At 61.1% G+C, this 14,495-nt stretch carries 9 protein-coding genes and 2 rRNA genes; 5 read left to right on the top strand and 6 right to left on the bottom strand.

Annotation, left to right across the window (positions count from 1 at the left end; all coding sequences use genetic code 11):
• The first annotated feature begins 9 nt into the window (after nt 1-9).
• Both rrf (CAF70_RS25765) and rrf (CAF70_RS25760) read left to right on the top strand, forming a co-directional pair.
• Nucleotides 10-125: ribosomal RNA gene (rrf, locus tag CAF70_RS25765) — 5S ribosomal RNA — on the top strand.
• A 109-nt stretch (nt 126-234) separates the two neighbouring features.
• A 5S ribosomal RNA gene (gene rrf, locus CAF70_RS25760) occupies nt 235-350 on the top strand.
• 210 nt (nt 351-560) lie between these two features.
• Here the strand turns inward: rrf (CAF70_RS25760) and CAF70_RS25755 are convergent.
• The 4 genes from CAF70_RS25755 to CAF70_RS25740 all read right to left on the bottom strand — a co-directional run bounded on the left by CAF70_RS25755 (nt 561) and on the right by CAF70_RS25740 (nt 5,481).
• Nucleotides 561-2,975: a TonB-dependent siderophore receptor gene (locus CAF70_RS25755; RefSeq protein WP_085627404.1), complete on the bottom strand. Its 2,415-nt coding sequence runs from the start codon at nt 2,973-2,975 to the stop codon at nt 561-563.
• A gap of 241 nt (nt 2,976-3,216) precedes the next feature.
• Nucleotides 3,217-4,173 (bottom strand): FecR domain-containing protein, encoded by a 957-nt coding sequence (locus tag CAF70_RS25750; protein ID WP_085627402.1) that lies wholly within the window; start codon nt 4,171-4,173, stop codon nt 3,217-3,219.
• 4 nt (nt 4,174-4,177) lie between these two features.
• The gene (locus CAF70_RS25745) at nt 4,178-4,681 is read right to left on the bottom strand and encodes a sigma-70 family RNA polymerase sigma factor (protein WP_085627401.1); all 504 of its coding nucleotides are present in this window, start codon (nt 4,679-4,681) and stop codon (nt 4,178-4,180) included.
• A 110-nt stretch (nt 4,682-4,791) separates the two neighbouring features.
• Nucleotides 4,792-5,481, bottom strand: a complete 690-nt coding sequence (locus CAF70_RS25740) for a GntR family transcriptional regulator (RefSeq protein WP_085627400.1) — start codon at nt 5,479-5,481, stop codon at nt 4,792-4,794.
• 205 nt (nt 5,482-5,686) lie between these two features.
• Between CAF70_RS25740 and lapG the strand changes: the two genes are divergently transcribed.
• Both lapG and lapD read left to right on the top strand, forming a co-directional pair.
• Nucleotides 5,687-6,448, top strand: a complete 762-nt coding sequence (lapG, locus tag CAF70_RS25735; RefSeq protein WP_178076431.1) for a cysteine protease LapG — start codon at nt 5,687-5,689, stop codon at nt 6,446-6,448.
• Between the two features lie 10 nt (nt 6,449-6,458).
• Nucleotides 6,459-8,405 carry a cyclic di-GMP receptor LapD gene (gene lapD, locus CAF70_RS25730; RefSeq protein ID WP_085627399.1) on the top strand — a complete coding sequence of 649 codons (1,947 nt, stop codon included), beginning with the start codon at nt 6,459-6,461 and terminating at the stop codon, nt 8,403-8,405.
• Between the two features lie 238 nt (nt 8,406-8,643).
• Here lapD and CAF70_RS25725 read toward each other — a convergent pair whose 3' ends face one another.
• Nucleotides 8,644-10,020, bottom strand: a complete 1,377-nt coding sequence (locus tag CAF70_RS25725; protein WP_085627398.1) for an HlyD family type I secretion periplasmic adaptor subunit — start codon at nt 10,018-10,020, stop codon at nt 8,644-8,646.
• A complete protein-coding gene (locus CAF70_RS25720) occupies nt 10,010-12,166 on the bottom strand; it encodes a type I secretion system permease/ATPase (RefSeq protein WP_085627397.1) in 2,157 nt (718 codons plus the stop codon). The genes CAF70_RS25725 and CAF70_RS25720 overlap by 11 nt, the downstream gene beginning before the upstream one ends.
• A 965-nt stretch (nt 12,167-13,131) precedes the next feature.
• On the opposite strand from CAF70_RS25720, the gene CAF70_RS25715 reads away from it, so the two are divergent.
• The coding region (locus CAF70_RS25715) for a retention module-containing protein (protein ID WP_143491958.1) at nt 13,132-14,495 on the top strand (1,364 nt) is incomplete at its 3' end.

The following is a 14,495-nucleotide window of genomic DNA, read 5'->3' as shown; positions in this document are numbered from 1 at the left end:
ACAGAATTTCTTGACGACCATAGAGCATTGGAACCACCTGATCCCATCCCGAACTCAGTAGTGAAACGATGCATCGCCGATGGTAGTGTGGGGTTTCCCCATGTGAGAGTAGGTCATCGTCAAGATTCATTTCGCAAAACCCCTATCTGCGCATGCAGGTAGGGGTTTTGTCTTTAAGTAGGAACTACAGAGATTCGCAGGCACGTCCGAGGGACGGGCCAGCACACAGAATTTCTTGACGACCATAGAGCATTGGAACCACCTGATCCCATCCCGAACTCAGTAGTGAAACGATGCATCGCCGATGGTAGTGTGGGGTTTCCCCATGTGAGAGTAGGTCATCGTCAAGATTCAAATCCAAAGCCCCTGTCTGCGATGCAGACAGGGGCTTTGTCTTTCTGGGCAAAAATCCCAGGCATACACGGTCCCTGTGGGAGCGGGCATGCCCGCGAACACCGGCGCAGGCGGTGCCATCCACCGCGGTGTCTGTTTCGCGGGCGCGCCCGCTCCCACACCGATCGCGACACAAGGCCACTCCTACAAGTACCACGCATCAGTGGTCAGAACTGATAGCTGACCGTGGCGCTGACATTGCGCTCTTCACCCATATAGCAGTAGTTCAGGCTGGCACACGAGGTGATGTAGCTTTCATTGGTAAGGTTATTGGCGTTCAGGCGTACATCCACTCCTTGGAGGCCGATCTTGCCCAGGTCATAGCCGATCGAGGCGTCGAACAGGGTATAGGAAGGCACCTTCATGCTGTTTTCCGCATCCACCCAGCTATACCCCACATATCGCACCCCACCGCCCAAACGCAGGCCATCCAGTGCTCCCTGGCGGAAGTTGTAGTCAGCCCACAGCGAGACCATCTGTTTCGGTGCCTGGGTTGGCGAATTGCCCTTGTTGTCCATGTTGCTCGACACCAGGCTGGGCATCGACTTGGCGTACTCAATATCGGTAAAGGTATAGCCACCCAATAGCTTCAGGCTGTCGGTCAGTTGCACGTGGGCCTCCAGCTCCAGCCCTTGTGAGCGCACTTGCCCTACCGGGCGATAGAAGTCCTCGTCAGGCTGCTTCGAAGCCAGGTTGTCCTGCTCGATACGGAATACCGACGCGGTGAACAGGTTGTCGCTACCCGGTGGCTGATACTTGATGCCGGCCTCCCATTGGGTGCCCTCGGTCGGTGCCAGAGGGCGGCCTTCCTGGTCGGACACGGTATTGGGATTGAACGACTCCGAGTAGCTGACATAAGGCGCGATCCCGTTTTCGAACAGGTAGAGCACCCCGGCGCGGGTAGTGAATCTGGAGCGCTGGTCACTGGCCTTGGTGTTGCTGTCGCGATTCTCCTCGGACACCCTGACCCAGTCCTGGCGCAGCCCCAGGGAAAAGCGCCACTGGTCCAGCTCCACCAAGTCCTGCATGTAGGCGCCCGTTTGCTGCAAACGCCGCTGATAGCGGTTCTCGCCCAGCACCTGAAGGTTGCCATTGCCGTACTGTGGGTTGCCGGCATCCAGCGGGTCGACTGAGCCATAACGCCAGGCCACGTCGGCCTTGCGTCGCTGGTAGTCGGCGCCCAGCAGCAGGGTGTGTTTGGCTACCCCGGTGAAGAATTCCGCCTGCAGCATGTTGTCGATGATGTACGAATGCAGGCGTTCGTCGCCGCCGGTATAGGCGCGGTTGAGGATATTACTGTCGGCGTCCGCCCAACCCGCGGAGTACACCTGGTCCATCGACACATCGGAGTCCTGGTAGCGGAAGTTCTGTCGTGCGGTGAACACATCGTTGAAGCGATGCTCGAACTGGTAGCTGAAGGATTGTTGGGTGCGCTCGTAGTTGTCGATACCCGGCTCGCCTTCGAAGAAGTGGTCCGACAGGCGCAAGCCGTTGCGCTTGTGCAGCATGCCGCCTGCAGGGTTGCCGCCGTGGTAGCCGCCGTTGGGGTCATGTTGCAGGTAGGCCTGCAAGGTGAGCGAGGTGTCCTCGCTGAAGTCGATGCTGATGGCCGGCGCAATGGCGTAGCGTTCTTCCTTGTTGTGGTCGAACTGGGTGTCGGACGCATCCGCCAGCCCTGTCAGGCGATAAGCGATACGCTTGTCCTCGTCCACAGGGCCGCTGAAGTCGAAACCCATGCCACGCTGGCCTTGGGTACCGACTGTGGCCTGGACCTGACGGAAGGGGGTGTACAGCGGCTTCTTGGTGGTCAGTGCCACCAGGCCTCCTGGCGAGCTACGGCCATACAGTACCGAAGACGGTCCCTTGAGAATATCGATGCGCTCAAGGAAGTACGGGTCCACCTGCATGGTGCTGTAGGTGCCGTTGTCTCCCATCGACTTGAGCCCGTCGACGTAAATGTTGTCCACCGAGCCGTCGTTGAAGCCACGCATGGCCACATAGTCATAACGACGGGTCGCACCGTAGGGGTTGGTCAGCACCCCAGGTGTGTAGCGCATGGCTTGGGCAACGGTTTGTGAGCCCTGGTCCTCCATCTGTTGACGGGTAACCACCGAAACCGATTGTGATGTTTCAAGCAAAGGCATGCTGGTCTTGGTCGCCACCTGGCTGTGGGTGGCGTTGTAGCCCTCCATGCTGCCCAATGCATTGCCAAGGGTGAAGCTACGGATATCGGTATCTGGTAATGACACGGCGGCGCCCTGAGGTTGTGCCTGCAGCACGTAGCTGCGGCCGTCCTGGCTGAGCGCTTCCAGGCCGCTACCGTTGAGCAACTGGCGCAGTGCCTGATCGGTGGGGTACTGCCCCTGCAGGCCGTTAGACTGCAAGCCCTGGGTGAGCTGGGGTGTGCTCGACAGGGTGATGCCAGCCTGGCGGGCGAACTGGTTGAGAACGTCATCCAGCTGACCGGCCGGGATCGCGAAGTGGTGGCTCACCTGGGCCGTTTCAGCGGCTATGGACAATTGCGGGATGGCTGTCAGACCCAAGGCGGTGCCGAACAGGGCAGCCCGGACTGCATTTCGCAGAATTGCTGATTGCAAGACAGGTCGAAAACCATTCGCATTGATGATGCGCGCGTGCACGGGGGCGGTAGGCATGAGAGGTCCGTTGAAGTGTGAGGGCAGAAGGTATCGCTTACTGTCCTAGCCGGACCGGCATTCAAAACCCGTCAAAAAAATTTATTGGGGCCGCTACGCGCCCCATCGCCGGCAAGCCAGCTCCCACAGGTATTGCATAGCCGTCAGGCCTTGTGCGATTCCTGTCAGATCAAGCCAGCCTTTCCACGCGAACCCACCAGCGTGTACGTTGGCGAAGCCGCACCGGCAGCGTCCGTGGCAGCAGCTGTAGCAGTTGTTCCGGGTCTCCGAGGCGGAACACGCCCGACAGCCGTAAATCAGCAATATCGTCACTGCAGCTCAGGTAGCCATGGCGATAACGGCTGACCTGAGAGAGGAAATCGAACAGGCGCATGTTCCGGGTGACGATCAGCCCCTCGGTCCAGGCCATCGCGTCCATGTCCACCTGCGCGAGCCAGTGCGCGCCCTGGGCGTCCAGGCGCCAGTTCTGGCCGCTTTCGATCCATTGCAGCTGGCCATTGCCAGGCCTGTGTATCGCGACCCGACCATGGCTGACACTGACCCGCGTGCAGTCGCTGTCCTGGCGTGCCACAAAGCGCCCTTCGAACCCTTCCAGTAACGCGTCACGCGTTTGTACAAGCAAGGGATGCTCAGGGCTGCAGGTAATCATCAATTCCCCCTGCAGCAGGCGGACCAGGCGCTGCTGGCCATTGAAGGCCAGGTCCACGGCACTGCGGGTGTTGAGTTGCATCAGCGAGCCATCGGGAAGCGCGAAGCTGCGCCGTTCGCCCGTGCCGGTGGCGTAGTCCGATGCCCAGGCGGTGACCGCATCCACGTCTTTGCCCAGCCATGTCGCCGTCCCCACCATGGCAACGCCGCCGAGCAACTTCAGTGCCTGCCGTCGATGCAGGCGGCGCTGGCTGGTCTCTAGCGTCTGCAGGGCCAGCCCGGCACCGGGGATGGCGCGCAGGTCGAGGTCCTGATGCAGGTGCATCACCCTTTGCCAGGCCTGTTCGTGTTCGTGGCGGGCATTGCGCCATTGCCTGCACCGTTGCTGCACGGCAGGGTCATGCCCGTTCTCGCGCAGCCTGAGCATCCACTGGATGGCCTGCTTGACCGCTGTTGCGCCAGGCTGTGTGGCGGTCATCGCGTCAGCACTCGTCTGCGTAGCGCAGCAGGTAGCAATGGTAGAGCGCATCGGCAATGTAGCGCTCCACGGTACGCACCGAGATACCCAACTGGTCGGCGATGGCCTGGTGCTTCAGCCCCTCGCACTGGGCCAGCAGGAATGCGCGGCGAACCATGGGCTTGAGGCCGTCGAGCATGCGCGCGATGCGTTCCAGCAATTCCAGCAGCAGCTCACGGGTTTCGGCCGAGGGGGCCTGTGCTTCCGGCACATTCGCCAGTGCCTCGAGGTAGGCCCTTTGCAGTTCCTCGCGCCGCCAGTGGTCAATCACCAGCCCACGGGCGACCGTACGCAGGAAGGCCCGTGGCGTGTTCAATTGCAGGTGTTCGCGACGCTGCAGCAGGCGCACGAAGGTATCCTGGGCCAGGTCTGCGGCATCGGCTGCGTTGCCCAGCTTGCTGCGTAGCCAGGCATGCAACCAGCCGTGGTGGTCACTGTAGAGCGTTTGCACGGAATCGTTGCTTGGCATGGGTGAGGGCGCTGCCATCAAAGGACATGAATGATAATTAGTCTCATTGTTGGTGGGCCCCGGTCAATTTGCAACCCATCCGACTGCGCCGTGCGCGCAGTCACTACCTGCTAGCGCCTCAGTTGCGTGTCCAGATACTTGCGGATTACCCGCGATCCGCTATTCAAGTGCCGTTCCAGCACCGCTACTGCTTCGTCCACCTGTTTGTCGCTAGCCGCATTCACCAGTGCGTTGTGATCGTCCTGGGTGAGCTTGCCCAGGCCCATCGACGAAAGATGAAACCGCAGGAAACGCTCTTCCTCGTTCAGTTCGTCCTCGATCAGGCGTAGCAGTTTCTTGTTCGGTGCCTTGTTGTACAACGACATGTGGAACAGGCGATTGAGGCGGCCGATTTCGGCGTGGCGGGTTTCGTTCTCCAGTTGCTGGATATACCCGCGGGCGCTGGCAATGTCGCTGGCATCGAGCAGCGGAATGGACTGGCGCAGCGCCTCGGACTCGAGCAGCACGCGCAGGGCATAAGTGTCCACCGCGTCCTCGCCGATCAATGGCGCAACCACCGCGCCCTTGTGCATTTCCACCTTCAGCAGCGATTGCGCTTCGAGCTGGCGCAGGGCCTCGCGCACGGGCATGCGGCTGACGCCGAACAAGGTGGCGAGTTCTTGTTGTCGCACGGCAGTACCTGGGGGCAAGCGGCCATCAAGAATGGCACTGCGCAGGCGTTCTTCGATCACGCTACGGGCCTGGTGCGGTAACAGCTGTTCGCTGGCCAGCACATTGCTCAATTTGATTTTCTCGGGCACGCGACGTCTGCCTCAACGATGACTAAAGTTGGATCCAATGACACTAGTAATAGCTCCTGGGGGTGTCAAACCAGCACCCACACTGGGACGGGCGCCCCAAAAAGCGCGGCTATGGTGGATGAAGTCGCCGGTCAAAGGAAGCGACCTATAGAAGGTTATAACCATAAAGTGTAGTTCGACTGACAAGCGGGTGCGTGATTGCAGGGTGCCATTGTGTTTTGCGGTGCCAAGCCGCACCATCGCTGCTTTCGACTGGCCGGAACAGGGCTTCGCAGTGGCGATATCCTGGATGCTCAAAGCCGTAGTGCAACGTGCCTGCCTTGCTGCGCTGCTGGGCAGCCTACTGCTGGGCGGCTTGCATGCGGATTGGGACTTTTCCCAGATCAGCCGCAAATCGCAGGCCCTGTATGGCCAGCTAGGCGCCGGGCAGGGCCGTATCGATGCCTGGCAGAACCTGATGGCCACGCAGAAGCAGGGTACGGAGCTTGAACGGTTGCAGGTGGTCAACCGATTCTTCAACCAGCAATTGCGCTATGTCGAGGATATCGACCTGTGGCATGAGGTCGATTATTGGGCTACGCCGGTGCAGGCGCTGATCAAAGGCGCAGGGGATTGTGAGGACTACGCCATCGCCAAATATTTCAGCCTGCGGCGCATGGGGATCCCCGCCGAAAAGCTGCGCATCACCTACGTCAAGGCGCTGCGGCAGAACCGTGCGCACATGGTCCTGACCTATTATTCAAGCCCACAGGCCCAGCCGTTGGTGCTCGACAGCCTTATGGATGCCATCAAGCCAGCCAGCCAGCGTACCGACCTGCTTCCGGTGTACGCCTTCAATGGTGAGGGTTTGTGGCTGACCGGTGCCGCTGGCAACAAGAAGGTCGGCGATACCAAGCGGCTGTCACGCTGGCAGGATTTGCTGAAAAAAATGCAGGCCGAAGGGTTTCCGGCCGAGCCGGTTTACTGAAGGAGCACAGATGTCACTGTTCAAACAATTGCTGTTGGCCATTTGCCTGTTCCTGGTGGTCGCCTTCAGTGGCAGCTTCATGGTTAGCCTGGAAAGCTCGCGCAACCAGTACGTCAACCAGCTGCGCTCGCACGCCCAGGATGCGGCGACCGCGCTGGCGCTGTCTTTGACGCCGAATATCGACGACCCGGCGATGGTCGAACTGATGGTCAGTTCGATTTTCGACAGTGGCTACTACTCAAGCATCAAGGTCGTCGATCTGAGCTCCAATGCCGTGCTGGTGGAGCGCCATGCCGAGCCGGACCCCGGCGGAGTACCGCGCTGGTTCGTGCACCTGATTGGCCTGGAAGCCGCCGGTGGTGATGCCATTGTCAGCCGCGGCTGGCAGCAGGCCGCACGCGTTGAAGTGATCAGCCACCCGATGTTCGCCATCGCCAAACTTTGGCAAAGCGCCTTGGGCAGCTTGGGTTGGTTGATGCTGTGTGGCGCGGCCAGTGCCATACTCGGCGCCTTGCTTCTGCGTCGCCAGCTGCGGCCGCTGGACTACATGGTCGAGCAATCGCATGCCATTGCCCGCCGCGAATTCCTCAGCTTGCCCGAGTTACCGCGTACGCCGGAGTTGCGCCGGGTGGTGCAGGCGATGAACCAGATGGTCGAGAAGCTCAAGGCACTGTTCACCGAGCAGGCCGAGCGCAGTGAGCGGCTGCGTGCCGAGTCCTACCAGGACAGCCTGACCGGGCTGTCCAACCGCCGCTATTTCGAGATGCAACTGAATACCCGGGTTAGCAACCTGGAAGAAGCGCGCGCCGGCTACCTGCTGTTGCTGCGGGTCCAGGGGCTGGCGGGGTTGAACGCCCGCCTTGGCGGGCAGCGCACCGACCAGTTGCTACAGGCCGTGGGCGAGCAGTTGCGGCGCACCTGTGCCAGCTACCCGGAAACCAACGACCTGATTTCCCGCAGCCGTGGCGGGGAGTTTGCCGTGCTGGCGCCGGGCATGGTGCATGAAGAGGCGGTGCAACTCGCCCAGGCCCTGGAGGCGACCCTGCATAGCCTGCACGAAACCGGCGCCAGTGATATCGACCCGGTTGCCTGCATCGGTCTTGCTCCCTACAGCCCTGGGGATGCACCGCAGGCGCTGCTCAAGCTCGCCGACGAAGCCCTGGCCCGCGCCGAGAACCAACCGACGCCGGGTTGGGTATGCCTCGAGCAGGGCGTGGCCGCAGTCGCCGCGGACAGCCAGCATGCCTGGCACGATCGGCTCGACCAGGCGTTCATCGGCGGGCATTTCGAGTTGTTCTTCCAGCCTGTGGTGGATTGCGGCACTGCGCAGCGGGTACTGCACCACAAGGTGATTTCGCGTTTGCAGGATGGCCAAGGCGAGGCGCTGCAGGCGGGCCGCTTCCTGCCCTGGCTGGAGCGTTTCGGCTGGATGTCGCGGCTGGACCTGCTGGTGCTGGAGAAGGTACTTGCACATCTGCGCGGGCATGACCAGGTGCTGGCGCTTAACCTGTCAGCTGCTACCTTGGCCGATCCCAAGGCTCTGCAGCGTATCTTCGAACTGCTGGGCCAGAATACGGCGCTGGGGCCGCGCCTGATTTTCGAAATTGGTGAAGAACAACTGCCCGAGCAGTCTGCCCTGGAGCAACTGACGCGGCGCTTGCACGCGCTTGGCTTCGGCCTGGCGCTGCAACGCTTTGGTGGGCGCTTCAGCATGATTGGCAACCTGGCGCATCTGGGCCTGGCGTACCTGAAGATAGATGGCAGCTACATCCGCAACATTGACCATGAGCAGCACAAGCGGCTGTTCATCGAAGCGGTCCAACGGGCGGCACACAGCATCGACGTGCCGCTGATTGCCGAGCGGGTCGAGACTGAAGGGGAGCGCTCGGTATTGCGGGAGATGGGTGTGAGCGGGATTCAGGGGCAGTTGGTGGGTGAGCCGGCGCCCTGGCGCTAAAATACGCTCGAGGTGGGAGCAACTGTCTTGCTCAATTTCTAAACGCTGGCGCGATCCCTGTGGGAGCGGGCAAGCCCGCGAACACCGGCGCAGCCGGTGCCAGCCACCGCGTCGCCTGCTTCGCGGGCTTGCCCGCTCCCACAGGGGACGGCGCAGTCCCGAGGTTCACGCTGTACCTGTGGGGCTTGCCGGCGATAGGGCCAGGGCGGCCACTGAATAAAGACAGTGGCCAGGATCATCAACGCTCGCGCAGCGCTTCCGAACGCGCCTTCATGATTGGCTTGAGCAGGTAGCTCATGATGGTCTTCTTGCCGGTCATGATATCCACCGTCGCCACCATCCCCGGAATGATCAGCAGCGGCTTCTCGTCAGTGCCCAGGTGGCTGCGATCGGTGCGCAGCTTGATCAGGTAGTAAGTGGTCTTCTTGTCTTCGTCGGTGATGGTGTCGGCACCGATCTGCTCCAGCTTGGCCTTCAGCCCACCATAGATGGTGTAGTCATAGGCCGTGAACTTGACGGTCGCTTCCTGCCCCGGGTGCAGGAAGGCGATGTCCTTGGGCAGGATCTTCGCCTCGATGACCAGCGTATCGTCCAGTGGCACTACTTCGAGAATATCGCTGCCAGGCTGGATCACCCCGCCAATGGTGTTCACCAGCAGTTGCTTGACGATACCGCGCACCGGTGAAGTGACCATGGTGCGGTTTACCCGGTCGTCCAGGGCCTTGCTGGTTGCGGTGGCCTTGTTCAACTCGGTGCGCGCTTCGTTCAGCTGGGTCAGCGCTTCGCTGCGGAATTTGCCGCGGGTTTCTTCAATCTTGCTTTGCACCTCGCGGATGGCCGCCTCGGCACGCGGAATCGCCAACGCGGTGGAATCCAGCTGGCCGCGGTTCTCCACTTCGGCGCGGCGCAGGCGCAGCACTTCAACCTGGGAGATCGCGCCGGTGGCCACCAGTGGCTCGGACATGTTGATCTCCTTGCGCAGCAGTTCCAGGCTGTTGGCGTACTGGGCACGTTTCGAACTGTATTCACGCAGTTCCTGCTGGCGCTGTACCAGCTGCTGTTGCAGGCCACCAATCTCGTCCTGCAGTTGCTGGCGCCGGCTCTGGTACAGCGACTCTTCACTGGCCGCCTGGCTGGGTGCGGCCTTGCGAAGCGCCTCGTCGATCTTCAGCGGGCTGTCATCGACCTCGGCACTCAGGCGCTCGACGCGCAAGGCCATGGCCAGGCGGTCGGCCTCGGTTTCGCCCACATTGGAGGCAAAGCGGGTTTCATCCAGGCGCAGCAACGGCTGGCCCACTTCGACGATCTGCCCTTCCTTGGCGAAGATCTCCGCGACGATGCCGCCCTCCAGGTTCTGGATCTTCTGCACCTTGGACGACGGAATGGCCTTGCCTTCGCCGCGCGTAACTTCGTCGATGGGCGCGACGCTGGCCCACACGATCAGGAACACGAAGAACAGGATCACGCCCCAGATGGTCAGCCGCACGACCCGCGGTGCATCCTCGATCAGGGCCTTGTTGACCTCAGGCAGCGGCTGGCCGCCCAGTGAGTCGGAACCTTTGAAATAGCGTCGCAGGCCATCCTTGAATTGCCCCACATCCAGCTTATGCAACACTGATCTGCCCCTTCTTCAGCGCATCCATGACCGCGGCTTTCGGGCCGTCGGCGACAATCTGCCCGCGATCGATCACGATCAGCCGGTCCACCAGCGACAGCAGCGAAGCTCGGTGCGTGACCAGCAGCACCGTCTTGCCTTCCACCACCGCCTGCAGCCGCTGCTTGAGGCGTTCTTCACCGGTGTTGTCCATGGCGCTGGTCGGTTCGTCCAGCAGCAGGATCTGCGGGTTTAGCAACAGCGCACGGCCCAGGGCGACGTTCTGCCGCTGGCCACCTGACAGGTTCTGCCCGCGTTCACCCACTTGCAGCTCGTAGCCGTCCGGGTGCAACCGGGCGAACTCATGCACGCCTGCCAGCTCGGCAGCCTGCAGAATCAACTCATCCTCGATGTAGCGGGCTCCGCTGACCAGGTTATCGCGCAGGGTGCCGGCCAGCAGCTGGATATCCTGGGGCACGTAGCCGATGTTGTGGCGCAGTTCGCTGACATCGATCTGGCGAATGTCCACGCCATCGACCAGCAGCGAGCCGCCATCGGCCTCGTACAGGCCGACAATGAGCTTGGCCAGCGAGCTCTTGCCCGAGCCACTGCGGCCGATAATGCCCACCTTCTCTCCGGGGCGAATGGTCAGGTTGATGTTCTTGAGAGCCTGGTTCTGCTGGTTCGGGTAGGTGAAATCGACCCCGCGGAACTCGACGCTGCCCTGTAACACCCTGCGGCTCAGCGGGCGTTCTTCGAAGTTGCGCTCTTGCGGCAGCTCCATCATGTGGTCGGTGGAGACCATGGTCACCTTGGCCTGCTGGTAGCGGGCGAGCAGGCCGTTGAGCTGGCCCAGCGGGCCGAGGGCGCGGCCGCTGAGCATGTAACAGGCCACCAGGCCGCCCATGCTCAGGTTGCCGTCGATGATCAGGTACACGCCAACGCAGATCATTGCCACGCCTGCCAGTTGCTGGATCAGTAGGGTGATGTTCATCGCAAGGCTCGACAGCACCTTCACCCGCAGTTCCAGGCGGCTTAGCGTGCCGAGGGTCTGCTCCCACATGTACTGGCGTTCGCTTTCGGCGTTATTGACCTTTACCGCATCCAGGCCGGCGAGGGTCTCGATCAGGCTGGACTGGCGCTCCGAGGCCAGGGCCATGGTCCGTTCCATGGTCGCCATCAATGGCCGTTGCAGGGCGTAACCGATACCCAGTGCCAGCGGGAAGGCGATGATCGGGATCCACACCAGATGCCCGCCAATGATGGCGATGACAATCAGGATCAGGATGGTGAACGGCAGGTCGATCAGGCTGGTCAGGGTCAGCGAGGCGAGGAAGTCACGCAGGCCCTGGAACTCGTGAATGTTCTGGGCAAAACTGCCGACCCTGGCCGGGCGGTACTTCATCGACATGCCGACGATGCGTTCGAACAGCGTTGCCGAAATGATCAGGTCGGTTTTCTTGCCGGCCAGGTCCAGGCACAAGCCACGCAGGCCCTTGAGGATCAGGTCGAAGATGTAGGCGCCGGCGATGCCAATGGCCAGCACCCAGAGGGTCGAAGTGGCCTGGTTGGGCACCACCCGGTCATATACGTTCATCACGAACAGCGGCGCGGCCAGGGCGATCAGGTTGATCACCAGGCTGGCGGCGATGGCGTCGATATATAACCACTTGCTGCGCAGCAAGGTATCGCGGAACCACGATTTCGCCCGCGGGATGAGGTTGCCGTGGTTGACGTCGAACTTGTGCTGTGGCTGGGCGAAGAACACTCGGCCACTGTAATCGCTCTGCAAGGCTTCGCGGCTGACATGCACTTCACCGCCATCGCTCTCGCTGAGCAGCAGGCGTGCGGTGTCTTCATTTTCCCAGCCCAGCAGGACGGCACTGCGGCCTTCCTTGAGCAGCAACATGGCCGGCATGGCGATGCTCGGGATCTGCTCCAGCTTGCGCTGTAGCAGGCGCCCCTGCAGGCCGGCCCGGGCGGCTGCACGGGGCAGCAGCTCGGGGCTCAGACGCTGGGCGGGCAGCGGCAGGCCGGTGGTCAGCATGACCCGGCTGGCAGGTTTCTGGTGCAGGACACACAGGCTCAGCAGACTATCCAGCAAGGGATCGTCATGCTGACTGCGTGGATCGTGGCTGAGTTGGACTCGACTGACTTCGGATTCCACGCGGCGCTCTCTTCATCCTTGTGGTGGGTGGGGCAGGTGTGCCGCCGTTCTGGCTGGCTCATCCTGGCGTTCAATGGTGCTGCCAGGCAGTGGTCCCGAGGGTTACGGCACCCTGACGCTTAAGCAACCGGCCAATGGTCGCCTTGAATCGGTATTGAGTAAACAACGGCCTTCATTCCTGCCGGGCGATGCTGGGTGGTGGGTGTTTCATTTTTGATCCAGTCAGCATCGAGGCCGAAGCTACTTTGCAGCATAGCCTGCTATCCGGCTGGCGACAGAGGTGCAGTTACCATCGCCGTGTAACTTTGTCAGGAAACAGGCGCTGACTTGTTGACGGTATTCTGCAGCTAATTAGTCAAAATTCATCTATTAGAAAGCAGGTCGCTGACAGTTTATGGCTTAAAACTGGCAATGCTTTCTCATATCAGGGCTGACAGTATTTGCGCACTCGTTCGCTATCCCATTGATTTACGGCAAATCGCAGTGCCGGTTTGTGCAGCGTTAGCGCTGTTGCCGCCATGAGCTGCCGTACGGCTGGCTCTGCCTGGCTTGGCGGCGACTGACTGGCTGTGTTCAGGCAAGGTTTGTGCTTGTTTCAAGGCCATGAGCCGGGCGCGCGAAAGTGGCCTGAATATTGACACCTGAACCTTTGGCGGCGCCGATGAACGGTTGCCGTTGTGCCATGTTGCAATTACCCAGATGTGGAAAAGGCGCTTTCGATGATGTACGACATTGGTCATCAAGAAACGCTTGGCTAAGGTTCAAATATCAATGTGACATTACATGACCAATTGTTTAGGATGGCATGTATAAGGTCAATAGTTTGGCAGTTAGTCAATTCCAAAAAGTTATAGACGGAATATTGACGTCAAAAACGTCAACGATCATCGACATAGTTCCGCCTGAGGTGGCTAACAAATGCCGCTCTGGCAGGGAAGTACCCATAGGGTCACACGGAGAGTCCAATGAGCAGCGTTGTAGCCATCGTCAAAAGTATTGTCGGCCAGGTTATTGCGGTATCCCCAGAGGGCATCCGGCGTGTTCTGATCGAAGGGGACCGCCTGCTGGCCGGTGAAGAAGTGCTCACTGGGCCGGGTGGCGCAGTTACTTTGGAGCTGGCCGATGGCCGTCTGCTCGACCTGGGTCGCGACAGCCAGTGGAGCGCTGATGCGCCGGAGAGCAGCGCCGACCTGAGCCGGGCGACTGCACAGGCCGCGCCGTCGGTGGAAGAGCTGCAACAGGCGATCGCCGCCGGTGTCGACCCGACTACCGAGCTTGAAGCGACTGCGGCTGGCCCATCGGCGGCGGGCGGTGGTGGCGCGCTGGGCGGAGGTCACAGCTTTGTCATGCTCGAAGAAACTGCGGGCCGGGTTGACCCTACCGTCGGCTTCCAGACTGAAGGGTTGGGCTTTGCCGCGGCGGCTGGTAATGAAGAGGTTGGCGTGCTGGACACCACCAGCAACAACCTGGTGCCTACACCGACGACGGAAACCAGCGTCGCTACTGATCTGGTGCTTGGCGCTACCCCTGCCATCAGCGAAGCGGGTGGCGTAATCGTCTATACCGCTACGGTTGGCCAAGCGCCGACTACCAACCTGGTGGTTACCCTGTCCAACGGTGCCGTGATCGTCATTCCGGCCGGGCAGACCACTGGTAGTGTCAACGTCGTGATCCCGGCGAACGATACTCCGTATATCGACGGTGGCCAGATTTCGGCGACCGTAACGGGCACCACCGGGGGTGGCGGGCTGACGGTGACAGTGCCGCAAACACCAGCGGTTACCCAGGTTACCGATACCATCGACACTACCACCGCAACCCTGACCGCTTCGCCAAGCGTGACAGAAGGTGGCGTGATCACCTACACCGTGACCCTGAGCAACCCGGCCCAGACCCCGGTTACCGTGACCCTGTCCAACGGCCAGACCATCACTATTGAGGCCGGCAAGACCCAGGGCAGTATCGACTTCCAGACCCCGGCCAACGATGTCTACAACAATGGCTCGACCGTCAGCACCACGATTACCGGCGCTACCGGCGGCAACTTCGAGCAGCTGACCCCGAACCCGATCCCGGCTCAGACCACGATCAATGATTCGGTCGACACCACCACCGCGACCCTGACCGCTTCGCCAAGCGTGACCGAAGGCGGTGTGATCACCTACACGGTGACCCTGAGCAACCCGGCCCAGACGCCGGTGACCGTGACCCTGTCCAACGGTCAGACCATCACTGTCGAAGCCGGCAAGACCCAGGGCAGTATCGACTTCCAGACCCCGGCCAACGATGTCTACAACAATGGCTCGACCGTCAGCACCACGATTACCGG

The sequence above is a fragment of the Pseudomonas sp. B19(2017) genome (assembly GCF_002113165.1).
Lineage (GTDB): Bacteria > Pseudomonadota > Gammaproteobacteria > Pseudomonadales > Pseudomonadaceae > Aquipseudomonas.
Note: the sequence above shows the minus strand (reverse complement) of the source record. Positions and strands in the feature narration are given on the sequence as shown.

Coding starts and splice junctions, on each gene's coding strand:
- CAF70_RS25750 (WP_085627402.1), bottom strand. CDS start 4,173: ATGACCGCCACACAGCCTGGCGCAACAGCGGTCAAGCAGGCCATCCAG.
- CAF70_RS25745 (WP_085627401.1), bottom strand. CDS start 4,681: ATGCCAAGCAACGATTCCGTGCAAACGCTCTACAGTGACCACCACGGC.
- lapD (WP_085627399.1), top strand. CDS start 6,459: ATGTCACTGTTCAAACAATTGCTGTTGGCCATTTGCCTGTTCCTGGTG.